We start from the raw sequence: 17,618 nt of genomic DNA, 5'->3' as shown, positions 1-17,618 counted from the left end.
TTTTGATGGACGCGGCGAGGGCGCCGGCCGCCATCGATGGGCGCTGCTTACAATCGGCAGGGCAGGGCCGGCAATATGCCAGGGCCGACTTCATTGCCTGCCTTTCCACATCAGCGCCATGAAATAGGGGCCGCCGACGAAGGCGGCGATGAGGCCGGCCGGCACTTGCCAGGGAAAGATCAGCGTCCGGCCTGCCCAGTCGGCGGCAACGAGGATCAGCCCGCCTGTCATGGCGGAGGCCAGAAGCTGCGGCACGGCGCGGCGGAAGCCGAGCATGCGTGCGAGGTGCGGCGCCATCAAGCCGACGAAGCTCAGCGGGCCGATGACCAATGTCGCGGTTGCGGTGGCCAATGCGGTGAGCGCAAGCAATGTGGCGCGAACACGTCCCAGTCGCAGGCCAAGGCCACGCGCGGCGGTTTCGCCGAGCGGCATGATGTCGAGCCAGCGCGCGGTCAGCGGCGCCAGCGCGAGGACGGCGACCGCGATCGTTGCTGCGGTGAGGGCATCATTGGGTGTTGCGCGATAGGTCGATCCCGACAGCCAGGTGAGCAGGAAGTCCATGCGCGGATCGCCGCTGGCCAGAAGCAGCGCGGCGAAGGCGGACGCGACCGTCGCAACGGCGACGCCGGCAAGCAGCAGCCGTTCCGGCGACAGGGCATTGCGCCGCCCGGCCAAAACAACGATCGTCAGCGCCAGCATGGCGCCGGCGAGGGCGGCGCCGAGCATTGCCGCGCGGTCGAAGCCGTCGCTGAGCAGCAGCAGCGCCAGCACGCCGAAAGAGGCGCCGCCGGAAATGCCCAGGACCTCGGGCGCGGCCATCGGGTTGCCGGTCATGCGCTGCATCAGCGTGCCGGCGACGGCGAGCAGGACGCCCGCCGACAGGGCGACGACGACGCGAGGCGCGCGCAGGGCAAGCAGCTCGGTCAAATCCGCGGATGCGATCCAGTGCCAACCGCCTGCGGCACGGCCAAAGCCGATGGCGAGGACAACCGCGAGGATAAGCGCCAGCAGGCCCGCGATCAAAGGCAGGCCGTTTGTCGGCAGGCGTACCGACGACATCATGTCGGCTTGCCTTTCGGGAGTGGTTCGCATTCGCGGCAACAGGAACAGCAGCAGCGGTGCGCCGAGCAAAGCGGTCGCGGTGCCGGCGGGGATTTCGCCGGCGAACGGCAGATGCTGCACCAGCCGGTCGGTGAGCCAGAGCAGGGCGCCGCCGACCAGCGGCGACCAGACCAGGCGGCGGCCAAGCGTGCGCGCTCCGGCCAGCCGCGCCAGCGCCGGGGCGGCGAGCGCCACGAAACCGATGACGCCCACCTCGGCGACGACCAGCGCGCTGAGCGAGACGGCGACAGCCATGCCGGCAAGGCGGATGACGGCCGGCCGGGTGCCGAGCGATGCCGCACCGTCGTCGCTGAGATCGAGCAGGCGGAGCGGTCGCCAGAGCAGGAACGCGGCGCAGATGCCGGCCAGCAGCCACGGCGCCAGAACAACGACCGCCGCGTCGCCATTCTGCACCAGCGAGCCGCTCTGCCAGATGAACAGCTCCTCGGTGTATTCGCGGTTGAGCGCCATCAGCAGCGCGCCGGCCGAGCCGAAAGTGAGGCTGACGACGAGGCCGGCGATGATGATCGACACTGGCGAAAAGCTGCGCCCGCGCGCCAGTGCGAAGACGGCTGAGGTGGCGAGCGCGCCGCCGGCCAGCGCCACACCTTCGCGGCCGCCCTCCAGCAGCCATGGTGCATAGAGGGTGGCTGCTGCCAAAGCGAGGCTCGCTCCCGCATTGGTGCCGATCGTGGTCGGCTCGGCCAGCGGATTGCGCAGCACATGCTGCATGATGGCACCGGCGAGACCAAGTGCAGCGCCGGCCAGCATGCTGACGGCGACACGCGGCAGGAAGGCATAGCGATACAGCAACTGCGCTGGATCGGATGTGTCGGGGGCGGTGAGCGCCTGCCACCACAGGTGCGTAGGCAGAAGGTGGATGAGATCGAAAACGGTCAGCATCAGCGCCAGGCCTGCGGGCACGGCCGCCAGCAGGATAAGCGCACCGATGCCGTCGCGCTGTCGCGGCAGGGACATTGCCTGGGAGATCATGCCGCTGCCATGAATTCGGCGAAACGCCCGGCGGCGGCAAGACCACCGAACGGCCAGACCGGCGGAATGGTCCGCACCCGGCCGCTCCTGACGCAAGGCAGATTGGCCCAGAGCGAGCTGCGGGCAATCCTGATCCTGACGTGCGGCGGGATCGGATCGAGCGAGATCAGTTGCGCCTCGCCGACGGCGACCAGTTCCTCGATGCCGACCGTGGAGAAGCCCCATTCATTGGTGGCGGTGGTCCAGGCGTTGACGAGGCCGAGCCGGTCGAGGACATCCTGCAGCAGGCTGCCGGCGCCGTAGACGCGGACATGCCGATCGTCGAACATGCTGACGACGCAGACCGGTTTCTGCACCGCCCGCTCCAGCTTGGCACGCGCTTGGGCGATCGAGGCTTCGATGCGCCCGACAAGGTTTCCTGCTTCCGTCCTGCGGCCAAGCATGTCGCCAAGCTGCAGCGTCACCTGTTGCGCCTGCGCGTAAGGTGGAGCCTTGCCGCTGTAGAACGGCACGTTGAAGGTCGGCGCCAATCTGGTGAAGCTGTTCTCGTCCAAGCCATAGCCATAGGCGCCGACGATCAGGTCGGGCCGCAATTCCCGGAGCAGTTCGAGATTGGGTTCGCTGCGCGATCCCAGGTCGACGGTGGCCTGCGGCAGTGCCGGGCCCTGGACCCAGTCGCCATAACCCCTGATGTCGCCGACGGCGAGCGGCGACAGGCCGAGCGAGACCACGATTTCGGCCGACGTCCATTCCAGGCAGACGACGCGGGCAGGTGCCGCGCGTGCCATGCCGCCCGGCAAAGCGAGGCCGGTCGCGGCGAGGCCGGCAAGATACTGGCGCCGTGTCAGCGCCGCCATTTTGGGTCGGCCCGCCACCTTGCTTCTACCATGTGTATTTCACCGAACCGTTGATCCTGCGGCCCTCGCCGTAGAAGCAGCCGAAGCCCGAGGAGAAGCAGGAGGCGACGTAGCGTTTGTCGAACAGATTGCTGGCATTGAGGCTGAGCGTGGCGTTCTGCCAGGCGTAATGCACCGCCGCGTCGGCGAGCACGACCGATGGAACCTTGAAGCTGTTGGCGTCGTCGCCATAGGTCGAGCCGACATAGCGGACGCCGGCACCCAGGCCGAGACCTTCGAGCTTGCCGCTCATGAAGGTGTAATTGGCCCAAAGCGATGCGGAATGGGCCGGCACGCCGAAGGGCATGTTGCCTTCGTTGCTGACCCAGACGCCGTTGACGTCTTCGACAGCGGTCGCCTTGGTGATCTTGGTGTCGAGGTAGGTGTAGGCCGCTCTCAGATCGAGGCCCGCATCCAGGCTCGCCACGGCTTCCAGTTCCACGCCGCGCGAACGGATCTCCCCGGTCTGGAACAGATCGTTGGGTGAGCCCTCATTGCCGGAACGCACGACATTCTGCCGGGTCAAGTCGAAAACTGAGGCCGTGATGAAGGAATTCCAGCCGGTCGGCTGGTACTTCAGCCCGATCTCGTATTGTCTGCCGGTCTCGGGCACGAACAGATTGCCGTCGCTGTCGGCGCCCGCCACCGGCTGGAACGATTCGGAATAGCTGACATAGGGCGCAAGCCCGTTGTCGGCGAGGTAGACGAGCCCCGCCCGGCTGGTGAAGGCGTTGTCCTTCTGCTCGGGAATGTAGCCACCGGCCAGATTGTCGTAGACCTTGGCGTCCGACCGATCCTGGCGGCCGCCAAGGGTCAGCCGCCAGTTGCCGAGCTTGATCTGATCCTGCGCATAGAGGCCAACTTGCTGCTGGGTGGTGTCGGTATCGGTGTAGGGCGTCAGATCACCGATCTTGTAGCCGTAGACCGGATCGAAGACGTTGAAACCGTCCTCGACGGTCCCTTCCGAGGCATAGTCGCGGTAAGTATAGCGTTTGTAGTCGAGGCCGACGAGCAGCGTGTGGGCAAGCGGCCCGGTGTCGAAATCGGCTTGTGCCTGGTTATCGATGGTGACGCCGCTGAGCTTGGTGCCACCGGCATCTGCATAACGGTAGTAGTCGCCGCTTGAAGGTTCCAGGCCGTTCGAGTCCGTCAGTCCGCCACCAAAGACGCCTTCCTCGGTGTGGGTAAGGTGGACGTAGCGGGCATGCTGTCGAACCTGCCAGGTTTCGTTGAAACGGTGATCGAATTCGTAGCCGATCGAGGCCTGGTCGTTGTTGTAGGAGTCGAAGCCGGGTTCGCCGACGAACATGCTGTTCGGCAGGTACTTGCCGTCCTTGCCCGGTATGACCGTGCCGTAGGCAGGCAGATACTGCATCGCCCATCCCGAGCGATCGCGCTGATAGTTGGCGAGGATGGTCAGGCTGGTGTCGGCATCTGGCTGCCAGGTGATCGCCGGCGCGATGAAGATGCGGTCGTCCTTGACGAAATCGGTCTGCGTGTCGCCCATGTGAGCGGCACCGGTGAGGCGAAACAGCAGCGACTTGTCGGCGTTCACGGCACCGCTGAAGTCGAACTTGCCTTCATACCGGTTGAAGCTGCCACCACCGAATTCGACCTCGCGCAGGTTTTCCTGGGTTGGCCGTTTGCTGACATAGTTGATGATGCCGCCGGGGCTTGCCTGGCCATAAAGCACCGACGCCGGTCCGCGCAGCACCTCGTAGCGTTCCGCGCCATAGGAATCGAGTGCGGTGAACAGGGTGAAATTGCTCTCCTTGAGCTGCAGCCCGTCCCTGTAGAAGACGCCGCTGGCGTTCGAAATGCCGCGCAACTGCAGGCCGAGGCCGCGATTGTCGGTGCCGTAGAGATTGCCGGTGGCGCCGGGTGTGTAGCGCAACGCGCTGTTCAGGCTGTCGACGGCTTGCGCTTCCATCTGGTCCCTGGTGATGACCGATATCGATTGCGGCGTCTCGATCAGCGGCGTGTCGGTCTTGGTGCCGGTGGAGCCCTTGGTGGCAACGTAGCCCTTGACCGGCCCGAAAGCGCTTTCGACACGTTCCTGGACGTTGATCGGGTCCAGGGTGGTGGTGACCGTCTCCTGGGCCAGTGCATGGCCGCAGCCAAGCAGGGCCGGCAGCGACACCGTTGCGATCAGCAGGCGCTTGCGCGCCATCCGGTTCTGCCAAATCGGTCCATGTCCTGAAATCATCCGGTGCGCCTCCTGTTTCCCAATTCCGTGCCGATATCGCCGGTCGCGACGATTTGTTGATCGTTGCAGTCATCTTCAATGTTGACTAGTAAGGTCATGTTTCATAGTCAACCGGGCATGACCTGTCGAAAGCCGGAATCTGGAAATGCGGGCGGCCGCACTGGAGAAAAGCCATGAGCATGGCTGGAATTGATGCCCAGACTGCCTTCCATATCGATGCCGTACGCTTTGCCGTCGGCGAGCGGACGCTGCTCGGTCCGGTTTCGCTCGAACTGGAGCGCTCGCGCGTCTATGGGCTGATCGGCCACAATGGTTCGGGCAAGTCGACGCTTATCAAGCTCATGGCGCGCCAGCAGCCGGCGAGTTCAGGCGCCATCACTTTCGCCAGGCGTCCGTTGCCGCAATGGGGTGCCCGCGAATTTGCCCGCGCGCTTGCCTATCTGCCGCAGACGACGCCTGCGGCGACCGGCCTGACCGTGCGCGAACTGGCGACGCTCGGGCGCTATCCCTGGCATGGCGCGCTTGGCCGTTTCCGCGCCGAGGACAGGCAGCATGTCGAGGAGGCGCTGGCCCTGACCGATATGGAGGGTTTTGCCGACCGGCTGGTGGACGAATTGTCGGGCGGCGAGCGCCAGCGCGCCTGGCTCGCCATGCTGGTGGCGCAGAACGCCGGCGTCATGCTGCTCGACGAGCCGATCTCGGCACTCGACATCGCCCATCAGGTCGAGGTGCTCGGGCTGGTCAAGGAGCTCAGCCGCAAACGCGACCTATGTGTCGTCGTCGTGCTGCACGATCCCAACATGGCGGCGCGCTACTGCGACGAACTGATCGCGCTGAAGGACGGCAAGCTGCTGACGCGCGGCACGCCCGGCGAAATCATGCGCAGCGATGTGCTGAAAGGCATTTTTGGTGTGGAGATGGGCGTGTTCGCGCACCCCGTCACCGGCCAGCCTGTCGGCTATGTGCAGTGACAATATCTGATGCGGCGGCGGGAAATAAAAGGCGGCAGGCCGCTGTGAGAACAAGGAAGAAGCTGTTGTCGAGAACTGGTTTGTTGGCGGCGTTGGTCGCATCCGTCATCCTGTCGGCCGGCAGCGCGATGGCCCAGGAGCAACCCGCCGGTGCCGCGCCGGCGATCGAAACCCCCGCCGTGCCCGCAGCCCCAGCGCCGATTGCACCCGCACCCGCCGCACCGGCGGTCGCTCCGCCGGCCACGATGGCGCCTTCGCAGCCAGGCACGCAGCCGAATACGGCCGCGCCGGCCGAGACCGGACCTTCGACGGCGATGGAGATGACCTTGCCGCATGACCTGTCGCCATGGGGCATGTTCATGGCGGCCGATATCGTCGTCAAGGCAGTGATGATCGGGCTGGCCTTTGCCTCCCTCGTCACCTGGACGATATGGTTGGCCAAGTCGCTGGAGCTTTTCGGCGGCAAACTGCGCATCCGTCGCGCCGTGCGGGCGATCAGCGAGGCCGCCACGCTGAAGCAGGCCAGCCGTACCCTCGACCGCAGCGGCGGCCCCGGCGCGCTGCTGGTGCGGGCGGCCGAGGAGGAGACCGCACTCTCGGCCGGCGCGCTCGATCATGTCTCGGGCGACGGCCTCAAGGAACGGGTCACGTCGCGCCTGTCGCGCATCGAGGCGGCGGCGGCGCGGCGCATGTCGCGCGGCACTGGCGTGCTGGCGACGATCGGCTCGACAGCGCCCTTCGTCGGCCTGTTCGGTACGGTCTGGGGCATCATGAACGCCTTCATTGGCATCTCGCAGGCGCAGACCACCAATCTCGCCGTGGTCGCGCCGGGTATCGCCGAGGCGCTGCTGGCCACCGCGATGGGCCTGGTCGCGGCCATACCGGCCGTTGTCATCTACAACGTCTTTGCCCGCTCGATAGCCGGCTATCGGCAGATCCTCGCCGATGCCGCCGCCGGGGTCGAACGGCTGGTCAGCCGCGACCTGGACTTCCGCACCGTTGCGCCGGCAACGCCACTGGCGGCGGAGTAGGCGCCATGGGAAGCAGAATCCGACAGGCCATGGATGATGATCTCGAGGAAAGCCACGAGATCAACGTCACCCCGTTCATCGATGTCATCCTGGTGCTCTTGATCATCTTCATGGTCGCGGCACCGCTGGCCACGGTGGATGTCAATGTCGACCTGCCTGGTTCGACGGCAACGCCCGCACCGAGGCCCGAGACACCGCTGTTCCTGACGCTGAAGGACGATCTGACGCTGGCGATCGGCAATGACAGCGTGCCGCGCCCGGCTTTCGCCACGACGCTGGACGCCAAGACCAAGGGCGACAAGCAGACGCGCATCTTCCTGCGCGCCGACAAGGCGGTCGCCTATGGCGACCTGATGGAGGCGATGAACCTATTGCGCGGTGCCGGCTATCTGAAGATCGCGCTGGTCGGCCTGGAGACGGCTCCCGCGTCCAATTCTCCGGCGCCCGCAGCCACGGGTGCGCCGACGCCATGACGCAGGCGGTCGCTGTGCCCTCGGTCCAGTTGTCGCGCTTCGGTTGGCGCGACCTTGGCTTGTGGGCCGGTGCTGCCGCGCTGGTCCTTGGAGCCCATGTCGCGGTCGCCTATGCAGTGCAGAACCTCACAATGGTCACCGAAGCGGATGGCGGTCCCCCCCCCGCGCAGATGATCGAGATGGCACCGATGGTGGTGATGCCGGCCGTGGAAGAACAGGTCGCCGCGCTGGATGCGGTGACGCCAGATCAGACCGAACCGACACCGACGACCGAGCCGACACCTGAAGAACCGGTCGAAAAGGCGGAGCCGGTTGTCGAGCCGCCGGAAGCGGTCGCGCCAGACGAGACCCAACCCACCCAGACCGAAACGGCTGAAGAGGTCGATCAGCCGCCGCCGGACGAGGTCGTCCCGGATGTTGTCGAGGCTGTCACGCCAGACGTCGTCATTCCCTTGCCGCAGCCGAAACCGGTCGAAGCTGTCAAAGACAAGAAACCGGTCGCGGCCAAGGCGAAAAAGCCTGTCGAGAAGCCCAAGCCGCGGCCTAAGAAGGAGAAGGCGCCCCCGCCGAAGACGGCAACCGCCGCCAGCGCCGACGCACGGCCTGCGGCCAGGACCGCCGCGCCGAAGTCGGCGGAATCGACGTCTCGCTCCGGCGACTCCAGCAAATGGGACTCCCGTCTGGGCGCCTGGATCAAGCGGCACACGCGCTATCCCAGCTCTGCCAAGGCCCGACGCGTCGAAGGCAGGCCGTATGTCGCCTTCACGGTCGACTCGTCCGGCCGGGTCCTGTCCGCCAGGCTCTCTCGTTCCTCGGGGGATGCGGATCTGGACCGTGCGGCGCTCGCCGTGCTGCAAGGCGCCACGGTGCCGGCACCGCCACCGGAACTTGGTTCGCGTCTGAGCCGTACAGCGCCGTTCGTGTTCAGCCTGCGCAACTAGAGCATTCACCGTTTCACGGAAACGGCGAGCTGCTCTAACTCTTTGTTTTGACGCAATTCTCTAGGGAAAGCGCTACGCGCTTTTCCCGGGAAAACCGCTTCACACTTTTCCTAGAATTGCTCTAGAGCCGAACTTGATCGGGCCGGCCTGTCAATAGGCCAGTGACAGGCTCAGGGCCTCGACCTGTTCGAGATAGAATCGGCATTTCGTGCGCAAGGGCCCGAGGCCCGGGTCATCGGCGCCGTTGATCTCGACGGTCTGCATCATGAAGTCGAAATGGGCGTGGAAAGCGTCCACTGTACCCCAGAGACTGTCGGCCTGGCAGCTGTCGGCAATCGCCATCGAGACGAGTTGGCGGGCCTCGACCCGCGCGGCGTCAGGCGACGGCGGCCGCCTGGCGATCAAGACGTCGAGCCGGCTGAAAATGCTTTCCCTGGCATCGACGCTTCTGATGTTGGCTATCATGTTCATGTGCAGGTCCCCCTTGGCATTCCAGACGCGCAATAGGTTCCGGTCCGAAATTGAAAAACTGGTGATCAGAGCATTTTCAGCGGCGCCAATGAACGCGTCGCGTTTGGGCGGGCGACATGCATCAAGCTTGAGCGACCGACCGCCGGTCCTGCGGGCAGGATGCAATCAGGGCCGGGATGGCGGTTGCATCGGAGGGGTGGCCCCTGATGATGTTGGCGACCTCGGCATCGGCCTGCTCGAACCAGTAGACCATGTCGGCGCGGCGCAGGTCCGTCGCGGCCTTCTTCAGCAAGGGCAGCAGGCTTTGCAACGCGCACAGTGTCTCCCACCGGTTTGGGGAGGTCGAGCCGGCCACCGCGCATGCGGCTGACGATTGCATGTCGCTACGCTCTCCGTGGCTGGACGGCCCGAGTGTCTTTTGCCTGCGCCTTGGGGTGCAGCGGGTTGCCGCTGAGCTGCGCATGCCTGGCCGGCCGTGCGCCGCGAAGAACGTCGAAGGCCTCTGCATAGGCCATGCCGAGCAGATAGGAGATCATCGGAAAACGGCTGGCTTCGGCCATTTGCACGAGCTCATTGGTCATCGACGAAATATATTGAAGACTATCGATTTCCGACTGGCGTAAGGATTGATTTGGCACGTGCTGCTCCTGTCTCTGGTTATACCTAGGGAACGCGTTACTGGCCGCGATGCACATAGTTGGTCGACTAATTGATGGATTGGCCCGCCGTCGAGGGATCTCTTTCCGGGGTCGAGAGGGTCAAGGCATAGATCGGTGCGTCGGTGAAACTGTCGAGACCAAGCAGCCGCTTGATCGCGGAATGACTGAGCGCGGCTGTCGGACACGCCGACAGGCCATGGTTGGTCGCCGCCAGCATGATGTTCTGGCCGATATGGCCGGCCTCGATCAGCACGACACGATAGGCGTTGGCGTCCTCATATTTCCACATCGTGCGATCGAGCCTGGCGCAAAGCAGGACCAGGCACGGCATGGCGTCGGCCCACTCCTGTCCGCCGACCAGTTCGGAGATCTTCGGCAGATGGTTTGCAGAAATCCTGCCAAGGTCGTGATCCGCGGCGGAATAGTGATAGACACCGGGTTCGAGGCCATCGACGCCGAGCGCGACCACATAGGCCTCATAGGGATTTCGCGCGCCGCCTGAAGGGGTCATGCCGAGCGGCAGGGTGCCAACGCAATTGGCGGTCTCGCCGATGATGCCGAGCCCTGCGAACAGGCAATCGGAAAGCTGTTTGGCCGTGATGGTGGGCTGAGCCGCCGTGCGGTTGGTGCGGCGCCGCGCCATCAAGCTGAGAAGTTCATTGTCTTCCAGTGCATTCGGCAGCTGGATGGCGCCCGCGGAATTCTTGAGCATGAGGTTCGGCTGCGGCGTATGGCCGGCGCGTTCTATCTGCCGCTCTTCCGCTTGCTCGATGGTCATGTATTCGCTGTCCTGGACGCAGAAATGCATCAGCGCCGTCGGAAGCCCCCAACTCCATTGTCCTGAAAACTGTTCCTCCTGCTCGGCGAGAGGCGATCCGGCTGTGACCAGCGCGGAGAAATCGAGCAACTGGGGAACGACAGCCTTCAACTCGGACTTCGACCATCCATGGGCGCGGGCAATGTCCGCCGTCGATGCCCATTTGTCCCACGATGCGAGAAGGCCGACCATCTCGGGGCTGCATTCAAACACGCTTCTGGTCAGGAAGTTGCATGCCGTGACCTTGTTCGGTCCGGGGTAGAAAACAAGCGTTTTCGAAGAGCGCATTTTCATGAAGCTGGTTGCCATCTGCGGAGCCGAGGCGCCGACAAGCAAGACGCTCGTCGGCGCAGAACGGCTTCAGCGCTTGTTGTAGTGCATGCCCTGCGAAAAGAAGACGGTCTGCGTGCCGGCGGCAATCGTCAGCTTCGGAGCATTGGTCACTTTCTTGGCCATTTTCATCCCTTTCCTGACCCCGATTGGGATCCGTTGAAAGACCCCCAGAACGGGATCCGCGTGAAGAAAGGTAAGGTCGGAAGAGTTAATGGTTTGTTAAAATTATAGTAAAACCACGAGCCTAAGACGGACCCGTGGATTATCTTTCCTGGCATTAAAGTGTAAAATATCGATTTTATTCAGATACAGAGTAGACAATCGTTGGCATACGCTTTATCGGCGTACGCTTATTCTTATTCGGCGTAAGACACGGCGATCCGAGGGGTTAGCCCAACCCATCCCGGGTGAGGCTGACAACCAGTTGATCGACGCCCGGATCGTCGAGATTGATGACATGCGCCATGCTGATGGCATCCCTTGGGTGGATGTTGGCGATGTCGCGCCGCATGATGACGGACACGAATGCCGGGCCGGCCTCCGTCAGTAGCATGGCCTTGCCCATCAGCACCGGTTCGGAGATGGGAGCCCATTGCACGGAGATCAGCGACGGCTCTCCGGTCTGGCGGCGATTGATGCCGCTGAAATAAATCCAGTTCAGCCGCGAGATCGCCACGCCATAGTGATTGCCGCGCGCCCGTGCCCAGGTCGATCCCCGGCGCTCCGACCATCCGGTGACCCTTCGGAAGGTGACCAGTTCGGCTTCGCGCCTCACGAAGGTCACCGAGCGCATCAGGAGGTCGAGGCGGCCTGGGATCGAGAAATAGGTGAAATAGGTGCCGCCCGCGATCGAAGGACTGGGAGGGCGGATCATCTGGTTGAACAGGCTCTCGGAAACCGGCGGCAGGCCACGCATCGCTGGCTCGGGTGCGCCGGGATCCTGGTACAGTTCGGCCTCGTCGATCCGAAAGTAATCGCATATCAGCTTGGCGGTGGCCTTGTTGGGAACGGTCTGCCCTTGCAGGTAGCGTTCGAACTGCGTGCGGTTGATGTGCAGCTCACGGCACACCGCACTTACGGAGGCATGTTCCTTGCATAGCCGTCTAAGGTTTACAGCGAGATTCTCGCGAATTGACACGTCTTTGCTTCCGCAGGCGGATTTTTCATTTCGACTCGAAATCGATATAGCGCCTCCGGTCGCCCCCGCCGAAACGCCCTGGTCACAACGCACAGAAAAACTGATTTGGTAACGTCAATTTAGTGGGGTGGTTTCCAAAAAAAACGGAAACAATCGGTGAGCGCTTCCGCCATAAGTCCAATTGACAAAAATTTTGCCGGATATTGCGAAATAGGCGATGTAGCGCGGCCTTTTAAGGTGCGCTGGGCATAGCAATGCTAACGCGGGGCAAGCCGGGACGAGCGTCGCGGACCGCATCTGGCGCGGAGAGTGGAGAATTATTCCACTGGTGGAGCTGAGGAGGATCGAACTCCTGACCTCGTCATTGCGAACGACGCGCTCTCCCAGCTGAGCTACAGCCCCGTCCAGCGGATGGGCGCATTTATCGGGCGCCGCGGTTTCCTGTCAAGGCGGAGGTTTGCCGAAATCCAGTGCCGTCAAGCGTCGAGCTGGCGCCGGCGGAAAGCGGCCCTTGCCGGTTTTGTGTAGTCGTGCCTTCGTTGGGGTGTCGCGACATGCAGCCCTACAGGTCCGACCGAGCCGGCATTGGCGCCCCACAGAAAGGCGGCCCTTGCCGGTTTCGCGTGCAATGGCTACATGTCGGCAACAATTGGAGACCGGCATGCTCGCCCTCATTCAAACAATCGTCATGGCGCTTGACCTCTACTGGTGGATCATCATCGCCTCGGCGATCTTTTCCTGGCTCTACGCCTTCAACGTCGTCAATTCGAAGAACCAGTTCGTCGGCAGCATCGGGAACATGCTCTACCGGCTGACCGAGCCGGCGTTGCGGCCGATCCGCCGCTTCATGCCGGACCTTGGCGGCATCGACATCTCGCCGATCATCCTGCTTCTGATCCTGTTCTTCCTGCGGCAGTTTCTGCTCACCACGGTGGCGCCTCTGATCCTGTGAGCAGGATGACCTTATGAGCACGCCGTTTCGCCTGCGCGAAAACGGCGCCGAGCTGTTTGTCCGGCTGACGCCAAAAGCTGCGCTGGACAGGCTCGAAGGCTTCGAGGCCACGGCGGACGGGCGAAGCCATCTGAAAGCGCGCGTCCGCGCCGTACCGGAAAACGGCAACGCCAATCATGCGCTCGAAAAGCTGCTGGCCAAGGCTCTGGGCGTGCCCGGGTCCGCTGTCTCGGTTGTCGCTGGCGGCACCGCGCGGCTGAAGACCGTGCGCATTGAAGGCGATCCGGCGACGTTGGCGAATAGCATCGAGGCGCTCGGCCATCAGTCCTGATGTCCTTGTCGGAGGGTTCAATCGCCCAATGGCAAACGCGGATCGTCGACTTTCAACGTGTTCACGCTCTGCTTGATGCGGCGCAGATTCTCCAGAACCCTTGGTCCGCGCGTCTCGGCGACCGAGGTGACGATCATGTCGACGATCGACAGCAGCGCATAGCGCGACGATGTCGGCTTGTAGATATTGCCGTCCTCGAGCGACTGGAAATGGATGACCGTGTCGGCGACCTTGGCGAGTGCGGAGTCCGGCGGGGTGATGGCGATCGTGGTGGCGCCATATTGCTGGGCGACCTGCACCGCATCGATGACCGATCGCGCATAGCCGGAGACAGAGAAGGCGATCAGCGTGGTGTCAGGGGTGGCGACGGCGGCGTACATGCGTTGCAACTGTCCGTCGATCTGCGCCAGCACCGACACGCCAAGCCTGAACAGCCGGTTCTGCATTTCGGTCGCCATCATGGACGAAATGCCACCGGAGCCGATGCACAGCACATTACCGGAAACAGCGATGCGTGCGGCGACGGCGACCAGCGTCGTCATGTCGAGGTTTTCGCTGGCGCGCTGGATGGCCGATATCGCCGCTTCGGTGATGGCGGAAGCGATGCGCTGTTCGCGGGCATCGCGGCTCAACGGTTCCGGCGACAGATACTGGCCGCCGATGGCGATGGCCTGCGCCAGATAGAACTTGAAGTCGCGCAGGCCCTCGCAGCCGAGATTGCGGCAGAACCGCGTCACCGTTGGCTCACTGACGCCGACGCGGGCGGCAATTTCCGAGATCGCTGCCTTGGAGACGAAATCGAGGTCTGCCAAGACGAAGCCGGCCAGCTTGCGATCCGACTTCGTTCCGTCCTGCGACATCAGCTGCAGGCGCGTGATGATGTCGGCCGGCGTCTTCATGCTGCTATTTTCATAGAGGCAGCCCCGTCGCCTTGTCGAACAGATGGATGTTGCCGGGATCGACCGAGACCGGGAGCAGGTCTCCCGGCCTGACCGGCACCCTGTCACGGAACACGGCACGTACCGTATCAGCACCGATAGCGCCGTAGACATGGGTTTCGGAGCCGGTGGGCTCGACGACATCCACCCTGATCGCCATCGCGTCGACAGCCTCGCCGATGACAAAATGCTCGGGCCGGATGCCAGCCTCCACCGCGCTGTCCGCCGGCACCTGTTTGCCGGCAAGCGCAAGCCGCCCGCCACCGGCCGATTCGAACCAGGTTTTCTGAGCTGCCGCCTTGAGCGAACCGGACACAAAGCTCATCGACGGGGAGCCGAGGAAACTAGCCACGAACTTGTTGGCCGGCCTGTCATAGAGCTCCAGCGGCGCCCCCACCTGCTGGATCCTGCCGCGGTCCATCACGACGATGCGGTCGGCCATCGTCATGGCCTCGATCTGGTCGTGGGTGACGTAGACGATCGTCGATTTCAGCCGCTGGTGCAGCGCCTTGATCTCGACGCGCATCTGCACGCGCAATTGTGCGTCGAGGTTGGACAGCGGCTCGTCGAACAGGAACACAGACGGTTCGCGTACGATGGCGCGGCCCATGGCGACGCGCTGGCGCTGGCCGCCCGACAGCTGGCGGGGATAGCGGTCGAGATAGGAGAAGAGATTAAGGACGCCGGACGCCTTCTTGACCTTCTCGTCGACCACCGTGCGCGTCTCACCGCGTATCTTCGGGCCAAAGCCGATATTGTCAGATGCCTTCAGATGCGGAAACAGTGCATAGGACTGGAACACCATGGCGATGTTGCGCTGCTGCGGCGGCAGCGCGTTGGCGCGCACGCCGCCGATCAACAGGTCGCCGGAGGTGATCGTCTCTAGGCCGGCCAGCATGCGCAGCAAGGTCGACTTGCCGCAGCCGGACGGGCCGACCAGCACGACGAACTCGCCGCTCTTGATATCGAGGCTGATGTTCTCGAGGATATTGTGCTGCCCGAAGGATTTCGACAGGTCGCGAAATTCGACGTCGGTCATGGTCACGCTCCCAGAATGTCGTCGATGAATGGCAGGCAACCGGCGGTCAGCCCCGCGTCCACGGGCATCACCACGCCTGTTATTCCAGATGCACGATCGGACGCAAGGAAAGCGACGGCTTCCGCGACTTCCGAAGCGTTGACGATGCGGCCGAGCGGATAGAGCCGCTGCAGCTTGCCGAGGATTTCGGGATCCTTGGCAAGGCGGTGGTCCCAGGCGGCGGTGCGGATCGATCCGGGGCAGACGACATTGGCGCGCAGGCCGCTGCGGCCGAGTTCGACGGCGATCGCCTTGGCGTAAGCGTTGATGCCGGCCTTGGCCGCGGCATAGGCGGGATTGCCGAAATGCGCGATGGCATTGACCGACGAGATGAAGACGACACTGCCGGAGCCGCGGCCGGCCATCGCCTTGACCAGCGGGTCGGCGAAGTTCATCACGCCGGTCAGGTTGAGGTCGAGTTCCTGCTCTATTCTGTCGGGATCGAGCGCCGAAATCGTCTCTGCGCGTGTCCAGCCGGCATTGTTGACGAGAATGTCGGGCACGCCATCGCGGTCGAGGATCGCAGCGATCGCCGTGGTTATCGACGCCTTGTCGAGAAGATCGAAGACGTGGCGGGAGGCAAAATGCGGGCTCTTCAACGCCTCGCTCGACTGGTCGCAGCCTATGACCCTGGCGCCCCTTTGCGCCATCAGCGCCACGATCGCCGTGCCGAGGCCGCCGCCAGCACCCGTCACCACGACAGTCTTGCCCTCGAACTCGGTCCTGCCTTCGAACTTGGCCCTGCCTTCGAACTCGGCCCTGCCTTCGAACTCGGATTGCGAAACCACCGTGCGTCATCCTCCGGGAGTTCTGACAGATCGTGCAAGGCCTAGGCCCGTAAATGTAATTAAGCAACAAAATAATCCGCTTGCAAGCCTTCAAATCATCGATAATGTAGGAAAGTCACATAATCTTCTGCTCCGGCAACGAAGAGGCGCGCAGGCGCAAAATCAAAATGGGAGAGATCAAATGAGCCTTGCAAAATGGACTGTCGGCCTGATGGCCGGAATGAGCACGCTGGCAATTGCGGCGCAGGCGGATGCGGGCGAGGTGCGGGTCACCGTGGCCGAGTACAGCGCCAAGACTGCTCCCTATTTCGCCGACGTCAAGAAGGAATTCGAGGCGGCGAACCCCGGCATCACCGTCAAGTTCGAAGTGGTGCCGTGGGATGTGCTGCTGCAGAAGCTGACCACCGACATCACCGCCGGCACCAATGCCGATCTGTCGATCATCGGCACGCGCTGGCTGATCGACTTCGTCCAGCAGGATGTCGCCGAGCCGCTCGACGGCTACATCAAACCCGACTTCAAGGACCGCTTCATCGATACCTTCCTGTCGCCCTCGATCATGGACGGCAAGACCTACGGCCTGCCGATCGCGGCCTCGGCGCGCGCCATGTACTACAACAAGGAGCTGTTCGAGAAAGCCGACATCGCCAAGCCGCCGGCAACCTGGACCGAGCTGCAGGACGATGCGCGCAAGATCAAGGCGTTGGGGTCCGGCACGTTCGGCTTCGGCCTGCAGGGCAAGGAGATCGAGACCGACGTCTATTACTATTATGCGATGTGGTCGCAGGGTACCGAAATCCTCAACAAGGACGGCACTTCGGGCCTGAGCACGCCAGGTGCGCTTGAGGCCGCCAAGCTCTATAAGTCGATGATCGACGAAGGCCTGACCGAACCCGGCGTCACCTCCAACAACCGCGAGGATGTGCAGAACCTGTTCAAGCAGGGCAAGGTCGGCATGATGATCACCGCACCCTTCCTGTCCAACCAGATCAAGGACGAGGCGCCCAACCTGAAATACGGCGTGGCGGCCATTCCGGCTGGTCCGACCGGCGCGCGCGGTACCTATGGCGTCACCGATTCCATCATCATGTTCAAGAACTCCAAGAACAAGGACGAGGCCTGGAAGCTGCTCGACTTCCTGTTCACCACGGAGCAGCGCGCCAAGTTCACACAGGGCGAAGGCTTCCTGCCGGTGAACAAGGAAGAAGCCAAGATGGACTATTACGTCAACAATGCCGATCTGGCGGCGTTCACCGCGCTCTTGCCCGACGCCCGCTTCGCGCCGGTCATTCCGGGCTGGGAAGAAGTCGCCCAGATCACGTCGGACGCCATGCAGAAGATCTATCTCGGCGGCGACCCCGAGGCAGGATTGAAAGACGCAGCAGCCAAGGCCAATGCAGTGCTGAAGAAGTAGGGCGTATCTCCCTGCGCCCGTGGCGCGCTCCACTCAGGCGGGGCGCGCCACCCCTTGGTTCCCGGCCCGGTGCGGCGGATCCGAAAT

At 63.5% G+C, this 17,618-nt stretch carries 18 protein-coding genes and 1 tRNA gene; 7 read left to right on the top strand and 12 right to left on the bottom strand.

The features are described 5' to 3' along the window. Positions 1–90: 90 nt before the first annotated feature. Genes fhuB through NKI69_RS22950 form a run of 3 tightly spaced genes read right to left on the bottom strand, consistent with a single transcriptional unit; the run spans position 91 to position 5,160 of the window. Complete coding sequence (fhuB, locus tag NKI69_RS22960; protein ID WP_352722572.1) at positions 91–2,094, bottom strand: Fe(3+)-hydroxamate ABC transporter permease FhuB; 2,004 nt, start codon at positions 2,092–2,094, stop codon at positions 91–93. Beyond that, a complete protein-coding gene (locus NKI69_RS22955; protein ID WP_352722571.1) occupies positions 2,091–2,951 on the bottom strand; it encodes an ABC transporter substrate-binding protein in 861 nt (286 codons plus the stop codon). Before NKI69_RS22955 ends, fhuB begins: the two co-directional genes overlap by 4 nt. A gap of 25 nt (positions 2,952–2,976) precedes the next feature. Further along, positions 2,977–5,160 (bottom strand): TonB-dependent siderophore receptor, encoded by a 2,184-nt coding sequence (locus NKI69_RS22950; RefSeq protein ID WP_352722570.1) that lies wholly within the window; start codon positions 5,158–5,160, stop codon positions 2,977–2,979. Between the two features lie 215 nt (positions 5,161–5,375). Between NKI69_RS22950 and NKI69_RS22945 the strand changes: the two genes are divergently transcribed. From NKI69_RS22945 to NKI69_RS22930, 4 genes are all read left to right on the top strand, one after another. Then, positions 5,376–6,167, top strand: a complete 792-nt coding sequence (locus NKI69_RS22945) for an ATP-binding cassette domain-containing protein (RefSeq protein ID WP_164762277.1) — start codon at positions 5,376–5,378, stop codon at positions 6,165–6,167. Between the two features lie 65 nt (positions 6,168–6,232). Then, positions 6,233–7,198, top strand: a complete 966-nt coding sequence (exbB, locus tag NKI69_RS22940; protein ID WP_352722569.1) for a tonB-system energizer ExbB — start codon at positions 6,233–6,235, stop codon at positions 7,196–7,198. A gap of 5 nt (positions 7,199–7,203) precedes the next feature. Continuing rightward, positions 7,204–7,671, top strand: coding sequence for a TonB system transport protein ExbD (gene exbD, locus NKI69_RS22935; RefSeq protein WP_352442129.1), 468 nt, complete (start codon positions 7,204–7,206; stop codon positions 7,669–7,671). Next, complete coding sequence (locus NKI69_RS22930) at positions 7,668–8,612, top strand: energy transducer TonB family protein (protein ID WP_023811696.1); 945 nt, start codon at positions 7,668–7,670, stop codon at positions 8,610–8,612. Before exbD ends, NKI69_RS22930 begins: the two co-directional genes overlap by 4 nt. 150 nt (positions 8,613–8,762) lie before the next feature. Here the strand turns inward: NKI69_RS22930 and NKI69_RS22925 are convergent, their stop codons facing one another. From NKI69_RS22925 to NKI69_RS22900, 6 genes are all read right to left on the bottom strand, one after another. Further along, entirely contained in the window at positions 8,763–9,083 is a 321-nt protein-coding gene (locus tag NKI69_RS22925) for a hypothetical protein (protein WP_031213427.1), read from the bottom strand. A 121-nt stretch (positions 9,084–9,204) separates the two neighbouring features. Further along, positions 9,205–9,462, bottom strand: coding sequence for a hypothetical protein (locus NKI69_RS22920; protein WP_081734866.1), 258 nt, complete (start codon positions 9,460–9,462; stop codon positions 9,205–9,207). A 4-nt stretch (positions 9,463–9,466) separates the two neighbouring features. Further along, positions 9,467–9,721: a hypothetical protein gene (locus NKI69_RS22915; protein ID WP_023811699.1), complete on the bottom strand. Its 255-nt coding sequence runs from the start codon at positions 9,719–9,721 to the stop codon at positions 9,467–9,469. Between the two features lie 67 nt (positions 9,722–9,788). After that, entirely contained in the window at positions 9,789–10,853 is a 1,065-nt protein-coding gene (locus NKI69_RS22910; RefSeq protein ID WP_023811700.1) for a SagB/ThcOx family dehydrogenase, read from the bottom strand. 427 nt (positions 10,854–11,280) lie between these two features. Then, complete coding sequence (locus tag NKI69_RS22905; RefSeq protein ID WP_023811702.1) at positions 11,281–12,030, bottom strand: helix-turn-helix domain-containing protein; 750 nt, start codon at positions 12,028–12,030, stop codon at positions 11,281–11,283. 326 nt (positions 12,031–12,356) lie between these two features. Beyond that, positions 12,357–12,432: transfer RNA gene (locus NKI69_RS22900), tRNA-Ala, on the bottom strand. A 259-nt stretch (positions 12,433–12,691) separates the two neighbouring features. Between NKI69_RS22900 and NKI69_RS22895 the strand changes: the two genes are divergently transcribed. Then, positions 12,692–12,982, top strand: coding sequence for a YggT family protein (locus tag NKI69_RS22895; RefSeq protein ID WP_023811703.1), 291 nt, complete (start codon positions 12,692–12,694; stop codon positions 12,980–12,982). A gap of 13 nt (positions 12,983–12,995) precedes the next feature. After that, positions 12,996–13,313, top strand: a complete 318-nt coding sequence (locus tag NKI69_RS22890; protein WP_023811704.1) for a DUF167 family protein — start codon at positions 12,996–12,998, stop codon at positions 13,311–13,313. 17 nt (positions 13,314–13,330) lie between these two features. Here the strand turns inward: NKI69_RS22890 and NKI69_RS22885 are convergent, their stop codons facing one another. Genes NKI69_RS22885 through NKI69_RS22875 form a run of 3 tightly spaced genes read right to left on the bottom strand, consistent with a single transcriptional unit; the run spans position 13,331 to position 16,027 of the window. Continuing rightward, positions 13,331–14,212, bottom strand: a complete 882-nt coding sequence (locus tag NKI69_RS22885; protein ID WP_013528979.1) for a MurR/RpiR family transcriptional regulator — start codon at positions 14,210–14,212, stop codon at positions 13,331–13,333. 10 nt (positions 14,213–14,222) lie between these two features. Beyond that, on the bottom strand, positions 14,223–15,290 hold the full coding sequence (locus NKI69_RS22880) for an ABC transporter ATP-binding protein (protein ID WP_023811705.1): 1,068 nt from the start codon (positions 15,288–15,290) through the stop codon (positions 14,223–14,225). 2 nt (positions 15,291–15,292) lie between these two features. After that, positions 15,293–16,027, bottom strand: coding sequence for an SDR family oxidoreductase (locus NKI69_RS22875; protein WP_032909304.1), 735 nt, complete (start codon positions 16,025–16,027; stop codon positions 15,293–15,295). 271 nt (positions 16,028–16,298) lie between these two features. On the opposite strand from NKI69_RS22875, the gene NKI69_RS22870 reads away from it, so the two are divergent. Next, positions 16,299–17,531 carry an ABC transporter substrate-binding protein gene (locus NKI69_RS22870; RefSeq protein ID WP_023811707.1) on the top strand — a complete coding sequence of 411 codons (1,233 nt, stop codon included), beginning with the start codon at positions 16,299–16,301 and terminating at the stop codon, positions 17,529–17,531. Positions 17,532–17,618: the final 87 nt, after the last annotated feature.

Origin of the sequence: Mesorhizobium sp. M0491 (assembly GCF_040321265.1) — a bacterium.
Taxonomy (GTDB): domain Bacteria; phylum Pseudomonadota; class Alphaproteobacteria; order Rhizobiales; family Rhizobiaceae; genus Mesorhizobium.
The sequence above is the reverse complement of the archived record's forward strand: the minus strand, read 5'-3'. Positions and strand labels throughout refer to the sequence as shown.

What these genes read in the sequence shown, in the direction of transcription:
- NKI69_RS22895 (WP_023811703.1), top strand. Translation starts at nt 12,692, where the DNA reads ATGCTCGCCCTCATTCAAACAATCGTCATGGCGCTTGACCTCTACTGG.
- NKI69_RS22930 (WP_023811696.1), top strand. Translation starts at nt 7,668, where the DNA reads ATGACGCAGGCGGTCGCTGTGCCCTCGGTCCAGTTGTCGCGCTTCGGT.
- NKI69_RS22880 (WP_023811705.1), bottom strand. Translation starts at nt 15,290, where the DNA reads ATGACCGACGTCGAATTTCGCGACCTGTCGAAATCCTTCGGGCAGCAC.
- NKI69_RS22955 (WP_352722571.1), bottom strand. Translation starts at nt 2,951, where the DNA reads ATGGCGGCGCTGACACGGCGCCAGTATCTTGCCGGCCTCGCCGCGACC.
- NKI69_RS22910 (WP_023811700.1), bottom strand. Translation starts at nt 10,853, where the DNA reads ATGAAAATGCGCTCTTCGAAAACGCTTGTTTTCTACCCCGGACCGAAC.
- NKI69_RS22890 (WP_023811704.1), top strand. Translation starts at nt 12,996, where the DNA reads ATGAGCACGCCGTTTCGCCTGCGCGAAAACGGCGCCGAGCTGTTTGTC.
- NKI69_RS22920 (WP_081734866.1), bottom strand. Translation starts at nt 9,462, where the DNA reads ATGCAATCGTCAGCCGCATGCGCGGTGGCCGGCTCGACCTCCCCAAAC.
- fhuB (WP_352722572.1), bottom strand. Translation starts at nt 2,094, where the DNA reads ATGATCTCCCAGGCAATGTCCCTGCCGCGACAGCGCGACGGCATCGGT.
- NKI69_RS22925 (WP_031213427.1), bottom strand. Translation starts at nt 9,083, where the DNA reads ATGAACATGATAGCCAACATCAGAAGCGTCGATGCCAGGGAAAGCATT.
- NKI69_RS22870 (WP_023811707.1), top strand. Translation starts at nt 16,299, where the DNA reads ATGAGCCTTGCAAAATGGACTGTCGGCCTGATGGCCGGAATGAGCACG.
- NKI69_RS22950 (WP_352722570.1), bottom strand. Translation starts at nt 5,160, where the DNA reads ATGGCGCGCAAGCGCCTGCTGATCGCAACGGTGTCGCTGCCGGCCCTG.
- exbD (WP_352442129.1), top strand. Translation starts at nt 7,204, where the DNA reads ATGGGAAGCAGAATCCGACAGGCCATGGATGATGATCTCGAGGAAAGC.
- NKI69_RS22945 (WP_164762277.1), top strand. Translation starts at nt 5,376, where the DNA reads ATGGCTGGAATTGATGCCCAGACTGCCTTCCATATCGATGCCGTACGC.
- NKI69_RS22885 (WP_013528979.1), bottom strand. Translation starts at nt 14,212, where the DNA reads ATGAAGACGCCGGCCGACATCATCACGCGCCTGCAGCTGATGTCGCAG.